The organism is Pseudomonas sp. GM49, from assembly GCF_000282355.1.
Taxonomy (GTDB): Bacteria; Pseudomonadota; Gammaproteobacteria; order Pseudomonadales; family Pseudomonadaceae; genus Aquipseudomonas.
On the sequence record NZ_AKJL01000168.1, the window covers coordinates 1 to 15,889 of the forward strand.

Below are 15,889 nucleotides of genomic sequence, written 5' to 3' on the forward strand. Positions count from 1 at the left end.
GGCTGGACCGGCCGCTACGGCATAGCCGATTCCGGCAATCAGTTCCATTACCTGCGCAAGACCGCCGACAACCGCATTCTCTGGGCCGGCTTTGATGCCATCTACCATTTCGGCGGGCGCCGTGACGAAGCCCTGACCCAGCGTCCGCAAAGTTTCCAGCGCCTGGCCGAGCAGTTTCACCAGACCTTCCCGCGCCTGAGCGATGTGCGGTTCAGCCATGCCTGGGGCGGAATCATCGACACCTCGGCACGCACCACGATGTTCACTGGTTGCGAACATCAGGGCCGCGTTGCCTATGCCTTGGGCTTCACCGGGCAAGGTGTATCGGCCAGCCGCTTTGCCGCGCTGAACATGCTCGACCTGTTGGCCGGCGAGCGCACCGAACGCACCGAGTTGCAGATGACTTCCAAGGCACCGTTTCGTTTTCCGCCCGAACCGTTGCGTTATGTCGGCGTGAAACTGGCCCAGCGTTCTTTGGCGCGAGAAGACCGCGACGGGCACCGCGACCTGCTGCTCAAGACCTTCGATGCCTTTGGCATCGGTTTCGATTCCTGATCCGGAGACCACCATGCCCACAGCCTTGCCCCGGCACGTCATCGACTTCGCCCGCGAACTTGCACCCCGTGAAACTGAAATCAACGACCCGGCCGTGGTCGATGCGACTTATCGCAGCAAGAGTTGGCGGCACTTTGTGGTGCCGGAGAAAAACGCCGTGGCCGGCATCTGGGAGGCTGGCCCGCACCGGGAACGTTGCCAGTGTGATTACGATGAGCTTTGCCACATTCTGGAAGGCACAGTGCGACTGACCGATGCCGACGGAACCAGTCGAACGTTCGGGCCGGGAGACTCTTTCGTCGTAGCCAGTGGGTTCAACGGCACGTGGGAAAACCTCACGCCAGTGCGCAAGGTGTACTTCATTCTCGGATAACCCGGTAGTGACGGGTACGTCAGGCTATTGATGTACCTGATTGCGCCCGTTGCGCTTGGCCTGGTACAGCGCGTCATCGGCACGGGTCAGCAGGCTCTCCGGAGTGTCGCCGGGTTGAGCATGGGCCACGCCGAACGAAGCGGTGATGGTGTCCAGCACGGTGTCGGTGCCTCGGGCCTTGACTCGCAGCGACTGGATTTTCAGACGCAGGCGCTCGGCAAAAGTGCCCGCAGCGGCCAGATCCGGGCAATCCTTGAGCACGACACAGAACTCCTCACCGCCGTAACGCGCCGCAAAGGCCTCGGCGGGCAGCGAGTCACGCAACACCTGGGCGACATGCTGCAGCACGCGGTCGCCCAAGGGGTGGCCGTACTGGTCGTTGAATTGTTTGAAGTGGTCGATATCCAGCATCACCAACGCCACGCCGGTCGCCGCGTTGCTCATTGCCTGTTCAAGCTTGTGGTTGAAGGTGGTGCGGTTGAGCAACTCGGTCAGGCCATCGAGGGTCGCGGCCAGTTGGGCGCGCTCCAGTTTGTCGCGCAGGCTTTTGATTTCATGCTGTGCCGATTGCAACTGGGCGAGGAAGTGCTCCTGCTGCCCCTGCATCAGCCGGGTGCTCTGTTGCAGCTGGATCAGGATGCTTGGCAAGCGCTCGCTGGCCGGCTCTTCAAGCATTTGCAGGTATTGGCCAAGGCTGGCCTGGAAGTTCTGGTTACCTTTCACGCTGCGCGAAACATCGCGCTCCATGTCGTCGACCAGGTTGATCGCGTCCTGCTGCCCGGAGCGGGCATCCGCCAGCTCATCGCGGATGATGTACTCGCGAAACAGTTTGGTTGCCGACTCCGGCGGGAAACAGTCGAAGTCGGCCACCACCCGGTCCAGGTGCCGATTGAGTTCCGGTTCCTGGCCTTTGCTGTAGGTGTACCAGAGCGCGTAGTGCACCGGGTTGGGCGGAATGTTGTGACGAACCATCAGCGGCACTGCTTGCTTGAGCAGCGCCGCCGCCTCGCGGGAGTCTTCTGGATACAGCGCTAGAACAGTCGCACGCGTGTCGGATTGGCTCATGGCTTCACTGTGGTTGTTTTTATTTGGCGATTGGTAAACGTGCTGAGCATAACCATACGCCTGAAAAACGGCCATCCCTGACGCTCACAACCGTTCAACCCGATACGCCGGCCCCGGATGCCCGATCAACCGTTGGTTGGCATCAACCCGGCCATGTTCTGGCGCCGACGGTAAGCCGTATCACGGTTCGCCAGCCAGTAGTACAGCGGTGTGGTGACCAGCAGACCGACCAGCCACGACAGGTCCGCACCGTCGATATGCACCGCCACGGGGCCGGTGTAGATCGGCGTGTTCATGAACGGAATCTGCACCACGATGCCAATGGCGTAGGCCAGCAGCGCCTGCGGATTGAAGCGCCCATAGATGCCACCGTCGACGCGGAAGATCGAGGCGATGTCGTAGTCGCCCTTGTGGATCGCGTAGAAGTCGATGAGGTTGATCGCGGTCCACGGCACCAGCACCACCAGCAAGGCCAGCACCAGATCGACGAAGTGCCCAATGAAATCCGCCGACGCGCCGATGGCCGCCACACAGCAACCGGCCAGGATGACCAGCGACAGCACCGCCCGGCTCGAAGCAGTCGGAATCCAGCGGTGGGCGAAGGTTTGCAGCAGGGTGATCACCGAGAGCACGGCGCCATACAGGTTCAGGGCGTTATGGCTGATCACGCTGAGCAGGAACAGCACCAGCATCAACGGGCCGATGGCGCCGGTCGCGAGTTTCACCGCATCCATGGTGTCCATGCCGACGGGCGTGGCCAATACGGCAACGGCGCCGAACACGAAGGACAGGATCGAGCCCAGCGACGAGCCGAGGTAAGTCGCCCAGAAGGTCGAGCTGACCTTGACGTCCTTCGGCAGGTAGCGCGAGTAATCGGACACGTACGGCGCGAACGCGATTTGCCAGAGCGCCGCCAGCGACACCGTGGCCAGCCAGCCGGAGATGTTGAAACTGCCGCGGGTCAGGAAGTCGTCGGTCTGGACGTGGGTCAGGATGTAGCCGAAACCCAGCACGATGCCGAGGCCCAGCACCCAGGTGCCGATGCGATTGAGCACATGGATGAAGCGGTAGCCAATGATACCGATGATCCCGGAGCCGAGGCCGCCGAGAACGATGCCGACCGATACCGGCACACTTTCGACCACACCATGCAGCGACTTGCCGGCCAGGACGATGTTGGAAGCGAAGAAACCGATGTACATCACGCCGGCAATCACCACCACCAGCAGCGCACCCAGCGAACCGAACTGGGCGCGGCTCTGGATCATCTGCGGAATGCCCATCTGCGGGCCTTGGGCCGAGTGCAGCGCCATCAGCACACCGCCAACCAGATGGCCAACGATGATGGCGACAATGCCCCAGACTAGATTCAAGTGAAACAACTGCACGCCGAGCGCGCCGGTGACGATGGGTAACGGCGCGATGTTGCCGCCGAACCACAGGGTAAACAGATCTTTGACCTTTCCGTGGCGATCCTCAGGGGGAACGTACCCGATCGTGTGTTTCTCGATGAGCGGGGCGGATGAAGCGGTGGTGGACATGACGAACTCCAAGGCAAGGATGAGTACGTGTTCGTACTTCGGTGTGCGCAAGACGTACCTGCGCATTTCTTGTTGGAGGCGATCATGGACAAAGAGCGCGGGGAGGAAAATTAGTTAATTTGTGCCTTTAAACCTTAAAAAACATTGCGCAGTAATGGCTATTTATCAGCAGGAAAAACCAATAAATGATCAGCACACAGTAACAACTGAACGACAAAATCCCTGTGGGAGCGAGCTTGCTCGCGATGGCGGTGGATCAGTCAACGAAGATGTTGGATCTGATGGCCTCATCGCGAGCAAGCTCGCTCCCACGGGGTCCTGTGTGCGCCACACTTTGTGGGAGCGGGCTTGCTCGCGAAGACGGCGGCACATCCAGCATCAATGTGACTGACATACCGCTTTCGCGAGCAAGTCGGATCGCCGCACCGCCGCTCCTACAGGGGTTATGCGGTGCCTGTGTTACCGGGCAGCCCAGGCATTGAAGCGCTGTTCAAGCTCCTCGCCGTGGTCGACCCAGAACTCCGCATCCACCGCCCGGGCACCGGCCAGGTTGGCTTCGGCGGTTGGGAGTTGCTCCTGCACGTCCTTGGGCAGCAATGGCAGGGTCTGGCGATGCACCGGCCCGTAAGGGATGGTTTCCGAGAACACTTTTTGCGCCTGCGGCTGGCTGGCAAAGGCGATGAAGTTTTCCGCCAACGCCTTGTTCGGCGTGCCTTTGACCACCGCCCAGTATTCCGGGTCGTACAGGCTCTGCGGCCAGACAATGCTCAGCTTCATGCCTTCCTTTTGCGCCGAGGCGATCCGGCCGTTGTAGGCCGCGCTCATCACCACGTCCCCGGCCACCAGCCACTGCGCCGGTTGCGCGCCCGCCTCCCACCACTGGATGTTCGGCTTGATCTGGTCGAGTTTGGCAAAGGCCCGCGTCACGCCTTGGGGCGTGTTCAAGACCTTGTACACGTCGTCCGCCTTGACGCCGTCGGCCAGCAACGCGATTTCCAGGGTGTACTTGGCACTCTTGCGCAGGCCGCGCTTGCCCGGGAAGTCGGCCACGTTCCAGAAGTCCGCCCAGGATTGCGGTGCCTTGGCCTGCTTGCTCTGGTCGTAGGCCATGACCATCGACCAGACGTAAGTGGCCACCCCGCATTCGGTCAGCGCACCCGGGACGAAGTTCGCCGAATCACCGAAGCGTCCCGCATCGAGCTTCTCGAACAGGCCCTCCTCGCAGCCGCGCAACAGCTCGGGGCTTTCGACTTCGACCACGTCCCAGCTGGTGTGGCCGGCGGAGACCATGGCCTTGATCTTCGACAGCTCGCCGTTGTACTCACCGGCGATGATGTTGCCCGCGCCGCTGGCGTTAAAGGGCTGGAAATAGGCTTTATCCTGGGCCTGTTTGGTAGCACCACCGAAGGAAATCACGGTGAGGTCCTGGGGGGCCGCCCACACACTGGCACTCAACAACGCCAGGGCAAACGGAACACTGCAACGCAAGGATCTGGACATGGATCGCTTCCTCGGGCCTTGTCAGCCCTTTGTTGTTATGGGTGTTCGGATTCACTCAAGTAAGCCGCCAGGCGATCCATCAAGCGGTCACAGGCCGCCATCTGATCAACGCTGACGAATTCATCGGGCTTGTGCCCCTGGTCCATGCTGCCGGGACCGCAGACCACTGACGCAATGCCGGCCTGATCGAACAGCCCGCCTTCGGTGCCAAAGGCCACGGTGCTGAACTCGTCGCTGCCGCACAGCTGGGCAATCAGCCGGGCTGCGGCGCTGTCGGCGGGTGTCGCCAGGCCCGGATAGGCCGAGATTTTTTCAAAACGAATGGACGTGTCGGCTTTCACCGCCTGCATCGCCGGGAGCAAGGTTTGCTCGGCGTAGTTTTGCAACTCATCGGCAACCGCTTCCGGAGCAAAGTCCGGCAAGGCACGCACTTCGAAATCGAAACGGCAATCCTCCGGCACGATGTTCAACGCCGTCCCACCGGAAATCACCCCCACCTGCACCGTCGAATACGCCGGATCGAAGCGTTCGTCGTGATGCTGCGGTTCGGCCAGGCGCGTACCGATTTCACCCAGCCGACCGATCAGCCGTGCCGCCTGCTCGATGGCGTTCACCCCATAAGGCGCGTAGGCGGAATGGCACGGTGCACCGTGTACGTGGCAACGCATCGCCAGTTTGCCCTTGTGACCAAGCACCGGTTTAAGCTCGGTCGGCTCGCCGATCAAACACAACGCCGGTGCCGGGATGCGTTGGGGCAGCACTTCCAGCAAACCGCGCACGCCGAGGCACCCGACCTCTTCGTCATAGGAAAACGCCAGGTGCACCGGGCGTTTTAAAGGGCTGGCGAGAAACATCGGCACAGCGGCCAGCACCGAGGCCAGATAGCCTTTCATGTCCGCTGTGCCGCGGCCGTAAAGCTTGCCGCCCGCCTCGCTCAGCCGGAACGGTTCGACCGTCCAGGCCTGGCCGTCCACCGGCACCACGTCGGTGTGACCGGACAGCACAATGCCGCCGGCCACACGCGGGCCGACCGTGGCCAACAGATTGGCCTTGGTCCGCTCGGCGTTGTAGATCAGTTCGCAATCCACGCCCAGTTCGTGCAGGTAGTCACGCACGAACTCGATCAGCTCCAGGTTCGAATCGCGGCTGACCGTGGCGAACCCGATCAATCGCGCGAGCATGGCGCGGCTGCGCAATTCACTCATCGCCGGGCACTCCATAGCTCGGCGCCAGGGTCGGATTGAGGGCGCGGGTCAGGTAGTCCTGCAATTGCGGCTCGTAGGCCGTCCACAGTTTGCCCAGCTCGCCAATCGGGTTTTCATCGGCCCAATCCACTCGCAGGTCGACAATCGGCCAGGTCAGGTCACCGACCACCGACAACGCCGCCGAGTGCACCGCGCCGGCTTCGCCGCCAGCGTCCTGCCCGGCCTGCAAGGCGTTCATCAGCCGGGTGGCAAGGCAGCCTTCGCTGTTTTCGAACGCCGCGACCATGGCTTCGATCACCGCGCTGCTGGCCAACAGGTTACCGGCCGCCACGCATTGATCGCCGGCCAGCGCATTATGGGTGCCCAGCGCATGGTTACCGCTGAACACCGCCGTGCGGCCCTGAGCATCGACCACCGCCACCTGGCGGTATTGGCTGTAGCCATTGCGGGTCAATGAACGGTCCAGCGCCTGGGGCGGCGCCGAGCCGTTGGCCAGTTCATCGAGAATCTGCGGGCCAAGGGCCGGCAGCGTGATGTTCTGGCTCGACACCGCGCCGACCCCGGCACGCAGCCAGGGGCAGCGCGCGCCGACGGCAATGCTCGAAGAACTGATGGCAATGCCCAGCTGGCCGGTCTCGGCGCAGCGACCAACAATGGAAAAGGTCATGGCGAATTCCTTATTCAGGGATGACAGCGATCACATCAATTTCCATCAGCCACTGCGGCTGGCCGAGGGCACTGACCACCAGGCCGGTGGAAATCGGGAACACCCCCTTGAGCCACTTGCCGACTTCCTGGTACACCGGCTCGCGATAGCGCGGGTCGATCAGGTAGGTGGTGGTCTTGACGATGTGGCTCAGGTCGCTGCCTGCCTCTTCCAGCAGTTGCTTGACGTTGCGCATGGCCTGCTCGGCCTGGGCGCGCGGATCGCCGAGCCCCACCAGTTGACCGTTGAAATCGGTGCCGACCTGACCGCGCACATACACCGTGTTGCCGGCACGCACGGCCTGGCACAGGTCGTTGTCGAGCGTCTGGTTCGGGTAGGTGTCTTTGGTGTTGAACATGCGGATGCGGGTATGAGTAGGCATTAACGAACTCCCATGAGGCTGGCTTTCTGAAGAGGTGCTCGGACGGCTTCGGCTTGACGCTGGGTCGCATCCCGATAGTTGAGATAGGTGTGCTGTTTAACGATGTGATCGGCGATGTGCTTGGCGTCGTGCCAAACGCCCCAGATAAACGCGGAGCCACGACGGGACTGCCAAGGCAAACCGACGAAATACACCCCCGGCTCGGCCGACACGCCGCGCTGGTGCTGCGGTTTGCCGTTTTCCTTGAAGGCATCGACCTTCAGCCAGCTGTAATCGGTGGAGTAACCGGTGGCCCAGATAATCGTGGTGACGCCTGCATTGAGCAGATCCAGTTCCAGGATTGGATTTGTCACGCAATCCGGGTCCGTCAGCATGGTCCGGGCTTCGGGTTCCAGCGGCAGGTCCAGGCCATTGCGTTCGATATAGGCGTCGGCCTTGTCGAGCAGCGCGAGGTAGTTTTCATCGCCACGGCGGATGTTGTCGGCGAGGTTGTTTTCGAAACTCACCACAGCGCCGTTGAAAGATTGGGTCAGGCCGACCAGAGTCATGCCCTGGTGGGCCAACCGGCGGAAGTCCACGGTGTGGCCGCCACGGGCACCGCTCACGGCGATGGTCACGTGCTCCTTGCCCGGCTGCATGGCCTCGGCATCCCACTCGCCGAGCACTCCCAGCCACCAGCAGAAATCGCGGTTGCGATAGGCACGCGGCGGACGGTCATGGGCGCCCACCGACAGGTAGACCTGCTTGCCGGAACGTTGCAGCTCATCGGCGATCTGCACGCCCGAGGAACCGGCGCCCACCACCAGCACCGCGCCTTCGGCCAGTTGCTGCGGGTTGTAGTATTGGGCGGAGTGAATCTGGGTGATGCCGGCGATTTGCGGGGCAATCGGCGGGATTGCCGGGCGCTGGAACGGACCGGTGGCGACCACCACATGCCGAGCCTCGATCACGCCATCAGAGGTTTCAACAGTGAAGCCCGGACGATCAGTGTTGCGCTCCACTTTCCTGACTTCAACGCCAGTGCGGATCGGCGCGTTGAACTTGCGGGCGTAGGCCTCGAAGTACTCAGCCACCTGCTCTTTTCCGGCAAAGGCATCCGGGTCCAGACCGTCGAATTCCAGCCCCGGGAAACGGTCGTGCCACGCCGGACCGTTGGCCACCAGCGAATCCCAGCGGCCAGTGCGCCAGGCTTCGGCGACACGATTGCGCTCCAGGACGAGGTGGGGCACGCCGAGCTTGCTCAGGTGTTCACTCATGGCCACGCCGGCCTGGCCGGCGCCAACAACAAGCGTATCAATTTCGGTTTTATCAACTGTCATGGCTGTGCACTTCTGAAAGGTGGTTTGATTCAGGTCGGTCATGGCTGCCGCCTCGATTCTGATCACTGTTGTTCTTCTGCTGCCGCTATCGGTGTCAGGGTGTTGGCCGCATTCTGTTCGGAGCCGGGAAATAGCGAAATTATGTTTTTTGTGGTTGCTGGCGAGGAAAAAGCTGTCGGCAAGAAAAGCACGAAGGCCGCATGACAGAAGGCTTTGCAGAGAAGGTTGAGTGAATGGCAAAAAAAAACGCCACTCAATTGAGTGGCGTTTTTTGTGCGTCTTTATTCGCTATACAAAATTCGGGGGGGCCTGTTTTTGCCAATGCAGTCAAATCAGCAAGCCCTTGTACCCCAGGTTCCAGGAAATGCGCAGGGCAGCCCGGCGCAACGCATCCACCTGAACAGTCGGTAGTTCTCTGGGAATATGTTGCACAGTACCGACGATGGCCAAGGTCCCTGCAAGCTCATTGGCACCACTGAAAATGGGTGCAGCAAGAGCACTGATTCCAAGCGTTTCTTCTTCAAAGGCCGCCCCGTATCCAGTGGACATGACTTGGTGCACTTCACGCTCGAGAGCCCCAGGATCGACAATGGTGTATTCGGTGTAGCGCTGCAGCGGCAAATGCCGCGCGAGCTCGGCCATCAGCCTGCTTGAGAATGCCAACACCACCTTGCCTTGAGCATTGCAATGCAAATGCAGCTCGGTACCCGGCCGCACGCCAATTTCCAGTGAGGCCTTTCCCAGGTTGGTGGTGACAACTGTCAATCGCCCTCCCTCGAGAACCGACAACACCACGGAAAGCCCAAGTTCCTCTCGCAAGTCGCGCATGGCATCACCAGATGCGCTGAGCAGATCAATGCCCGATGCGGCAGCCTGCCCCAACACATAGGTTCGTATGCCGAGACGATAACGGGAAGTGGCCGGGTTCTGACTCAAATATCCCCGCTCCACCAATGTTTTCAAATGGCGGAAAACCGACCCCTTGGTCGTACCCAGTTTTACAGCCAACTCACTGACGCCGATCTCGCCTTGCGCAGCGGCAACCTGCTCCAGCACATCAAGCGCCAACTGCACGGAGCGGACCCCTCCTTTACCAATGTCATCACTCATGCGGGCTTCCTGCAACAACTGTCGTTTCGACAGTCGATACGTGGGTTTCTGTTTTTGCCTATTCCTCATAGGACACCAAGAAATCAGAGAACACAAGCATTCGCAATACCGCCCCCCCCAGCAACAACTCAACCACTGAAAATACTCGCAGTAAGCCTTTGATCTTGATGAAAAACCATAAAAACAGCCGCGAACAAGCAAGTGAAACCAGTAAAAATCATCCACCCAGAGAAATATTATTCTTCTGTAAGAAACAATATAGTCATTGACGCATACAAAAAATCCTCGTAAAAATGAAACCACGTCACGCATACGCATACGACAAAAGCGAGGAACAGACTATGGCGCCGATCGATTCAACCCTTGCGAGCAAGGACATTGCTCACCATCTCCACTCACAGACCAACCTGCGCCTGCACGAACAGATCGGTCCTTTGGTGATGGAGAGAGGGGAAGGAATCTATGTCTTCGACACTGACGGCAATCGCTACATCGAAGGTATGTCGGGGTTGTGGTGCGCAACGCTGGGGTTTTATCAACCCCGGCTGGCCAAGGCGGCCTATGCCCAGTTGCTCAAACTTCCGTATCAGCAGACTTTCGCTCACCGCACGACCCAGCCGGTCATCGATCTGGCCACCGCATTGATAGAGCGAGCGCCATCGACCTTGAGCAAAGTGTTGTTTCAAAGCTCCGGTTCGGAAGCCATCGACAGCGCCATCAAACTGGTTCGCTACTACCACACCGCAATCGGCAAGCCAGAAAAACACAAACTCATTGCTCGCCAGCGTAGCTACCACGGCACTACGCTCGCCGCCGCCAGCCTGACCGGGTTGCCGAACATGCATAAAGGCTGGGGCGACCCCTTGGCTGACGTGATCCATGTGCGCTGCCCGCACCTTTATCGCCAGGGGCTTCCCGGCGAAAGCGAAGAAGACTTCGCCAGCCGCCTGGCCGACGAACTGGAACAGACCATTCTTGAGGCCGGTCCCGAGACCATCGGGGCTTTTTTCGCCGAACCGGTCATGGGTACCGGTGGCGTCATCGTTCCCCCCGCGACCTATTTCGCCAAGATTCAGGCCGTGTTGCGCAAGTACGACATTCTGCTGGTCGCCGATGAAGTGATCTGCGGCTTCGGTCGTACCGGACATTACTGGGGCTCGCAAGCCATGGGGATTGAACCGGACATGCTGACCTGCGCCAAGGGCCTGTCAGCGGCCTTCCAACCCATCTCTGCTTTACTGATTAGTGACACGATCTATCAAGCCATCGCCGACCAGAGCAACGCGCTGGGCGGGTTCGGTCACGGCTACACCTACGGCGGACACCCGGTGGCGGCGGCTGTGGCGCTGGAAACGCTGGCGCTGTACGACGAACTCGACATTTTGACCAACGTCGCAGCCGTGGCACCTCGATTCCAGAAGGGTGTCCGTGCACTCGGCAATCACCCGCTGATCGGTGAAGCACGAGGCATTGGCCTGATGGCTGCGCTGGAGTTCGTTGCCGACAAGCAAACCCGCGAGCCCTTCCCCGCCCAACTGAAGGTCGCCGGCCAAGTCGCTGAAGCCCTCCAGCGTCGCGGCGTCCTGCTCCGGGCGCTGGGAGATACGCTGGTCATGGCTCCGCCCCTGATCATTAACGCGGCTCAGGTCGATGTCATCCTCACAGCCGTGGCCGAATCCCTCGATGAGGTCTATGCCGGGATGCAGCAATGACTGCATTTTCAGCCATGAAAGAACGAGTCAGCCCCATGAACGCACCGTCGCCCCAATCCTCCCTGCCGGTAGCTGCAGCATGCGCACAGCCATTGGTGCGCTTTGAAAACGTGCACAAAACCTACGATGAACGAAATTGGGTGGTGAATGACCTGAACCTGGAAATTGCCCAGGGTGAATTCCTCTCGTTGTTGGGGCCCAGCGGCTCGGGCAAGACCACCACGCTGATGATGCTGGCGGGGTTCGACTCACCGGATCGCGGCCAGATTTTCATGGACGGTCACGACATCAGTCGGCTGCCGGCCTACAAGCGCGACATGGGCGTGGTGTTCCAGAGTTATGCGTTATTCCCGCACATGTCCGTGGAACAGAATGTGGCGTTCCCGTTGAACTTGCGCAAAGTTTCCGCCGCCGAGCGCAAGCAGCGCGTCGGCGAAGCGCTGGAGCTGGCGCAACTGAGCGGCTTCGCGTCGCGCAGCCCGGCACAGTTGTCCGGCGGCCAGCAACAACGCGTCGCACTGGCCAGAGCACTGGTCTATCGCCCGCGCATGCTGTTGATGGATGAACCGCTGGGCGCGCTCGACAAAGCGCTGCGCGAGCGCATGCAGCTCGAACTCAAGAGTATCCACCGTCAACTCGGTATCACCTTCGTCTACGTCACCCATGACCAGGATGAGGCGATGACCATGTCTGATCGTGTTGCGGTTTTTCACAATGGCAAGATCGAGCAGATCGAACGCCCGGAAGCCATCTACAACCGTCCCAGCAGCCGGTTCGTCGCCAACTTTCTCGGCGAAACCAATTTACTCGACGGGGTCATTACCGGCATCGGCAGTACGAGTGCCAGCATCCTCCTCAAGGACGACAGTTCGATTCGCGATGTGCCGTGCCATGTTGCGACGCTGGCTGTTGGAGACTCGGCGTCACTGGCGATCCGCCCGGAAAACGTGCGCTTGGCCAACCCCGGAGAACCCGCTTTGCAGGCGCGCCTGGTGGACAGCATTTTCCATGGTGCCCATTGCAACCTGCGACTGACCCTGCCCAGCGGCACGCCTCTAACGATGAAGCTCAACCCCGGCAGCTTGAATCGCCCCCTGCCCCTTCCCGGCGACACAGTGGCACTGGCGTTGCCCAGGGAGCATTCATTGCTGCTGCCTTGAGCGATTCGACGATGAGAGATCGATAACAACCTGAAAGACCGCTCTTTCTATTGCTGCCCACAAGAACGATTAAAAACCAGCTCTGGAGTCCATCATGTTCAACGCTAAACCGCTTATCACTCTTTCCACTGTGTTCGGTCTGCTCTGTGTCGGCGCGCTTTCGAGTAGCGTTCAAGCACGCGACCTCACGGTCGTCTCCTGGGGCGGCAGCTATCAGGACGTACAGCGGCAGATTTTTTTCGCGCCCTATGCCAAAGACTCAGGTCACAAGGTACTGGAAGATTCCTGGGACAGCGGCATCGGTATCCTGCGCACCAAGGCTGACGGCCCTGACAGCGGCTGGGACGTGGTTCAGGTCGAAGGTGAAGACCTGCAACTGGGTTGCAGCGAAGACTTGTTCCTGCCCCTGGATTTCTCGCGCATTGGCGGCAAGGACAACTACATTCCGTCAGCCGCGAGCGAGTGTGGCGTGGGTGCCGCTGTTTACAACTTCGTACTGGGTTACGACAAGTCAAAACTCAAAGGCACACCCCAGGGCTGGAACGACTTCTTCGACCTGAAAACCTACCCGGGCAAACGCGCACTGCGCCAGGGACCGAAAGGCAATCTGGAGATTGCCCTGATGGCCGATGGCGTACCGGTTTCGGATGTCTACAAAGTGCTGACCACACCCGAGGGCGTGAAACGGGCATTCGCCAAACTGGATCAAATCAAGGATCAGTTGCTGTTCTGGAAATCCGGCGGTCAACCCATGCAGCTGCTGGCGTCTGGCGAAGTCGCGATGACCACCTCCTATAACGGGCGGGTGACCAACGCGATCAACCAGGATCACAAACCCTTTGGCCTGGTCTGGAACCAGTCACTGCAAACCATGGACAGCTGGGTGATTCTCAGAAACTCGCCAAATGTCGACATTGCCTACGGCCTGCTCAAGGAGATGGGCAAGCCTGAACAGCAAAAACTCTGGCCAGCACTGCAGCCAACCGGCATCACGGCGGTCAAGGGTATCGCTCAGGTAGACCCCAAGGTGCTGGCCGATATGCCAAGCGCACCGCAGAACAGCCAGAACATTCTACAAATAGATGACAAGTTCTGGGTCGATCGTGTCGATGAACTCAGCGCCAAGTGGACCGCCTGGTCAGCCAAGTAATCATCCCGAGGCCCTGAAATGACCACGATCGCTCTACCCCTACCCGTCGCCGCCCGCAAGGATTATCGGGCGCTATGGCGAGCCTATGCCCTGCTGGCGCCGCTGGTGCTGTTCTTGCTGCTGACGTTTGTCGGACCGATTGCCACGCTGTTATGGCGAGGCGTGGCGGACACCGAACTGCCCGAGGCGCTCCCCCAAACCGCACTGGCGCTCAAACAGTGGGACGGGCGCTCAGCCCCTGATGAACGCCTGCTACAGCCGTTCAGCCAGGATCTGCGAGCCGTTTCCTCAAAGGAACTGGCGGGGCTGGCCCGGCGCCTCTCCTACGAGGCGCCGCAAATGCGCGCCATGCTGACCGCCGCTAAGCGCTCGGTTGAAAGCCTGGACGGTTCACCGCAATCTTTTGCCACCCTCGATCAACGCTGGCTGACCAACGAAACCTGGCAAACCTTCAAGCGCGCCACGGGCCCCGTCGGCAGTTTCCATGTGTTGTCGGCCCTGGACCTCAAGCGCGATTACACCGAAGGGATCGTCAGCAAAGGCGAGGAAGGTTTGTATCGCTCTATCCTGCTGCGCACCTTTGCCATCGCCGCGGCCACGACGATCATCTGCGTGTTGCTGGCATTTCCGTTGTGCAGTTTTCTGGACCGGCGCACGCCGCGCACTCGTAATTTGCTGCTGTTGCTGATCCTGCTGCCGTTCTGGACTTCGATTCTGGTCCGCACCACCGCCTGGATGGTGTTGCTCCAGGACAATGGTGTGGTCAACACCAGCTTGATGTATCTGGGGGTGATCGATTCGCCGCTGCGACTGTTGTACAACCGTTTCGGCGTCATTCTGGCACTGGTGCATGTGATGCTGCCCTTCATGGTTTTCCCGTTGCTGGCGGCCATGCAGTCGAGCAATAAACTGCTGATTCAAGCAGCCTATTCGATGGGCGCGCGCCCGGTATTCACCTTCTTTCGGGTCTACCTGCCGCAGGTCTTGCCGGGGTTGGCCGCCGGTGCCTTGATGGTGTTCATCGTCACCCTGGGCTTCTACATCACCCCGGCCCTGATCGGTGGCCCGGGAGACCAGATGATCAGCTACTACATTGCACAATTCACTACCGGCACATTGAACTGGGGACTGGCATCGGCATTGGGAATTATCCTGTTGGCGGTCACTACCCTGCTCTACCTGATTCAGGCCCGCCTCGCTCGCGGCCGCTCCCAAGGGACACGATGATGATCAAGAATCCCAATGCAGGGCCGATGAGTTTCCTGGGCTTTTTCAGCCTGTCCCTGAGTGGCTGGGTGGTGCTGGCATTTCTGGTGCTGCCGATCCTGATCGTATTGCCCTTGTCGTTCAGTGACAGTCGCTATATGTCATTGCCGATCAACAGTCTTACCTTGCACTGGTATCAGGATTTCTTTGGTTCGACACAATGGATCGGAGCGCTGTTCAACAGCTTCGCCATCGCCATTCTCAGTACCGTGTGCGCCGTAGTGCTGGGTGGTCTGGCAGCCCTCGGTTTGAGTAATGAACGCTTGCCCGGGCGGCGCTTCATCGAAGTCTTGTTGATTGCACCAATGATCGTTCCGGCGGTCATTGTCGGAGTGGGCATGTACTTTGTGTTCTCAAGCCTTGGCCTGACCCGCACCTTCGGCGGCCTGGTGCTGGCCCACACCACACTGGCCGTCCCCTTCGTGGTGATCAATGTCGGTTCGGCCCTCAGCGGGCTGAATCAACGCCTGCTCTGGGCGGCTGCGAGCATGGGTGCAACGCCGTGGGTCTGCCTGCGTAAAGTGACATTGCCGCTGATTGCGCCGGGGTTGATTTCCGGCGGGCTGTTTGCCTTTGCCACCTCGCTGGATGAGGTCGTGGTCACCCTGTTTCTTGCCGGCCCCGATCAACGCACGTTGCCTCGGGAAATGTTCACCACCGCCAGGGAGTCCCTCAGCCCGGTCTTGCTGGCGGCGGCGACCATCATGGTGCTGTTTGCTACCGTTTTGCTGGTGCTGTCGCGGCACCTGACCCAACGCAAGGAAAATGCCGCCTGAGCAAAAAATCCAGGCAAAAAAAACGCCCCCCCCTGTAGGAGCGAGCTTGCTCGCGATGGACTGGAGAGC

General features: G+C 60.2%; 16 protein-coding genes. 8 read left to right on the forward strand and 8 right to left on the reverse strand.

Annotated elements, in window-relative coordinates; all coding sequences use genetic code 11:
* Window positions 1-555, forward strand: a 555-nt coding sequence (locus PMI29_RS13460) for an FAD-dependent oxidoreductase (protein ID WP_007998710.1), incomplete at its 5' end; no start/stop codon positions are given.
* A 13-nt stretch (window positions 556-568) separates the two neighbouring features.
* Complete coding sequence (locus tag PMI29_RS13455) at window positions 569-928, forward strand: cupin domain-containing protein (RefSeq protein WP_007998713.1); 360 nt, start codon at window positions 569-571, stop codon at window positions 926-928.
* 24 nt (window positions 929-952) lie between these two features.
* Here the strand turns inward: PMI29_RS13455 and PMI29_RS13450 are convergent, their stop codons facing one another.
* The 7 genes from PMI29_RS13450 to PMI29_RS13420 all read right to left on the reverse strand — a co-directional run bounded on the left by PMI29_RS13450 (window position 953) and on the right by PMI29_RS13420 (window position 8,688).
* Window positions 953-1,993, reverse strand: coding sequence for a GGDEF domain-containing protein (locus PMI29_RS13450; RefSeq protein WP_157221366.1), 1,041 nt, complete (start codon window positions 1,991-1,993; stop codon window positions 953-955).
* 125 nt (window positions 1,994-2,118) lie between these two features.
* The gene (locus PMI29_RS13445) at window positions 2,119-3,534 is read right to left on the reverse strand and encodes a purine-cytosine permease family protein (RefSeq protein ID WP_007998718.1); all 1,416 of its coding nucleotides are present in this window, start codon (window positions 3,532-3,534) and stop codon (window positions 2,119-2,121) included.
* A gap of 459 nt (window positions 3,535-3,993) precedes the next feature.
* A complete protein-coding gene (locus PMI29_RS13440; protein ID WP_007998720.1) occupies window positions 3,994-5,034 on the reverse strand; it encodes an ABC transporter substrate-binding protein in 1,041 nt (346 codons plus the stop codon).
* 35 nt (window positions 5,035-5,069) lie between these two features.
* Window positions 5,070-6,239, reverse strand: a complete 1,170-nt coding sequence (argE, locus tag PMI29_RS13435) for an acetylornithine deacetylase (RefSeq protein WP_007998722.1) — start codon at window positions 6,237-6,239, stop codon at window positions 5,070-5,072.
* Window positions 6,232-6,906, reverse strand: coding sequence for a DUF1028 domain-containing protein (locus tag PMI29_RS13430; protein ID WP_007998725.1), 675 nt, complete (start codon window positions 6,904-6,906; stop codon window positions 6,232-6,234). Before PMI29_RS13430 ends, argE begins: the two co-directional genes overlap by 8 nt.
* A 10-nt stretch (window positions 6,907-6,916) precedes the next feature.
* A complete protein-coding gene (locus tag PMI29_RS13425) occupies window positions 6,917-7,327 on the reverse strand; it encodes a RidA family protein (RefSeq protein WP_003201555.1) in 411 nt (136 codons plus the stop codon).
* Window positions 7,327-8,688, reverse strand: a complete 1,362-nt coding sequence (locus tag PMI29_RS13420) for a flavin-containing monooxygenase (RefSeq protein WP_007998727.1) — start codon at window positions 8,686-8,688, stop codon at window positions 7,327-7,329. Before PMI29_RS13420 ends, PMI29_RS13425 begins: the two co-directional genes overlap by 1 nt.
* On the opposite strand from PMI29_RS13420, the gene PMI29_RS32185 reads away from it, so the two are divergent.
* A complete protein-coding gene (locus PMI29_RS32185; protein ID WP_162130678.1) occupies window positions 8,572-8,850 on the forward strand; it encodes a hypothetical protein in 279 nt (92 codons plus the stop codon). The genes PMI29_RS13420 and PMI29_RS32185 overlap by 117 nt on opposite strands.
* A gap of 123 nt (window positions 8,851-8,973) precedes the next feature.
* On the opposite strand, the gene PMI29_RS13415 is transcribed toward PMI29_RS32185, so the two are convergent.
* Entirely contained in the window at window positions 8,974-9,756 is a 783-nt protein-coding gene (locus PMI29_RS13415; protein WP_007998728.1) for an IclR family transcriptional regulator, read from the reverse strand.
* Between the two features lie 341 nt (window positions 9,757-10,097).
* Between PMI29_RS13415 and PMI29_RS13410 the strand changes: the two genes are divergently transcribed.
* The 5 genes from PMI29_RS13410 to PMI29_RS13390 all read left to right on the forward strand — a co-directional run bounded on the left by PMI29_RS13410 (window position 10,098) and on the right by PMI29_RS13390 (window position 15,820).
* Window positions 10,098-11,468 (forward strand): aminotransferase, encoded by a 1,371-nt coding sequence (locus PMI29_RS13410; protein WP_007998730.1) that lies wholly within the window; start codon window positions 10,098-10,100, stop codon window positions 11,466-11,468.
* 35 nt (window positions 11,469-11,503) lie between these two features.
* Window positions 11,504-12,628: an ABC transporter ATP-binding protein gene (locus PMI29_RS13405; protein WP_007998732.1), complete on the forward strand. Its 1,125-nt coding sequence runs from the start codon at window positions 11,504-11,506 to the stop codon at window positions 12,626-12,628.
* Window positions 12,629-12,722: 94 nt separating this feature from the next.
* On the forward strand, window positions 12,723-13,778 hold the full coding sequence (locus tag PMI29_RS13400; protein ID WP_007998735.1) for an ABC transporter substrate-binding protein: 1,056 nt from the start codon (window positions 12,723-12,725) through the stop codon (window positions 13,776-13,778).
* An 18-nt stretch (window positions 13,779-13,796) separates the two neighbouring features.
* Entirely contained in the window at window positions 13,797-15,005 is a 1,209-nt protein-coding gene (locus tag PMI29_RS13395) for an ABC transporter permease (RefSeq protein WP_007998737.1), read from the forward strand.
* A gap of 2 nt (window positions 15,006-15,007) precedes the next feature.
* Window positions 15,008-15,820 carry an ABC transporter permease gene (locus PMI29_RS13390; protein WP_050548076.1) on the forward strand — a complete coding sequence of 271 codons (813 nt, stop codon included), beginning with the start codon at window positions 15,008-15,010 and terminating at the stop codon, window positions 15,818-15,820.
* Window positions 15,821-15,889 lie beyond the last annotated feature (69 nt).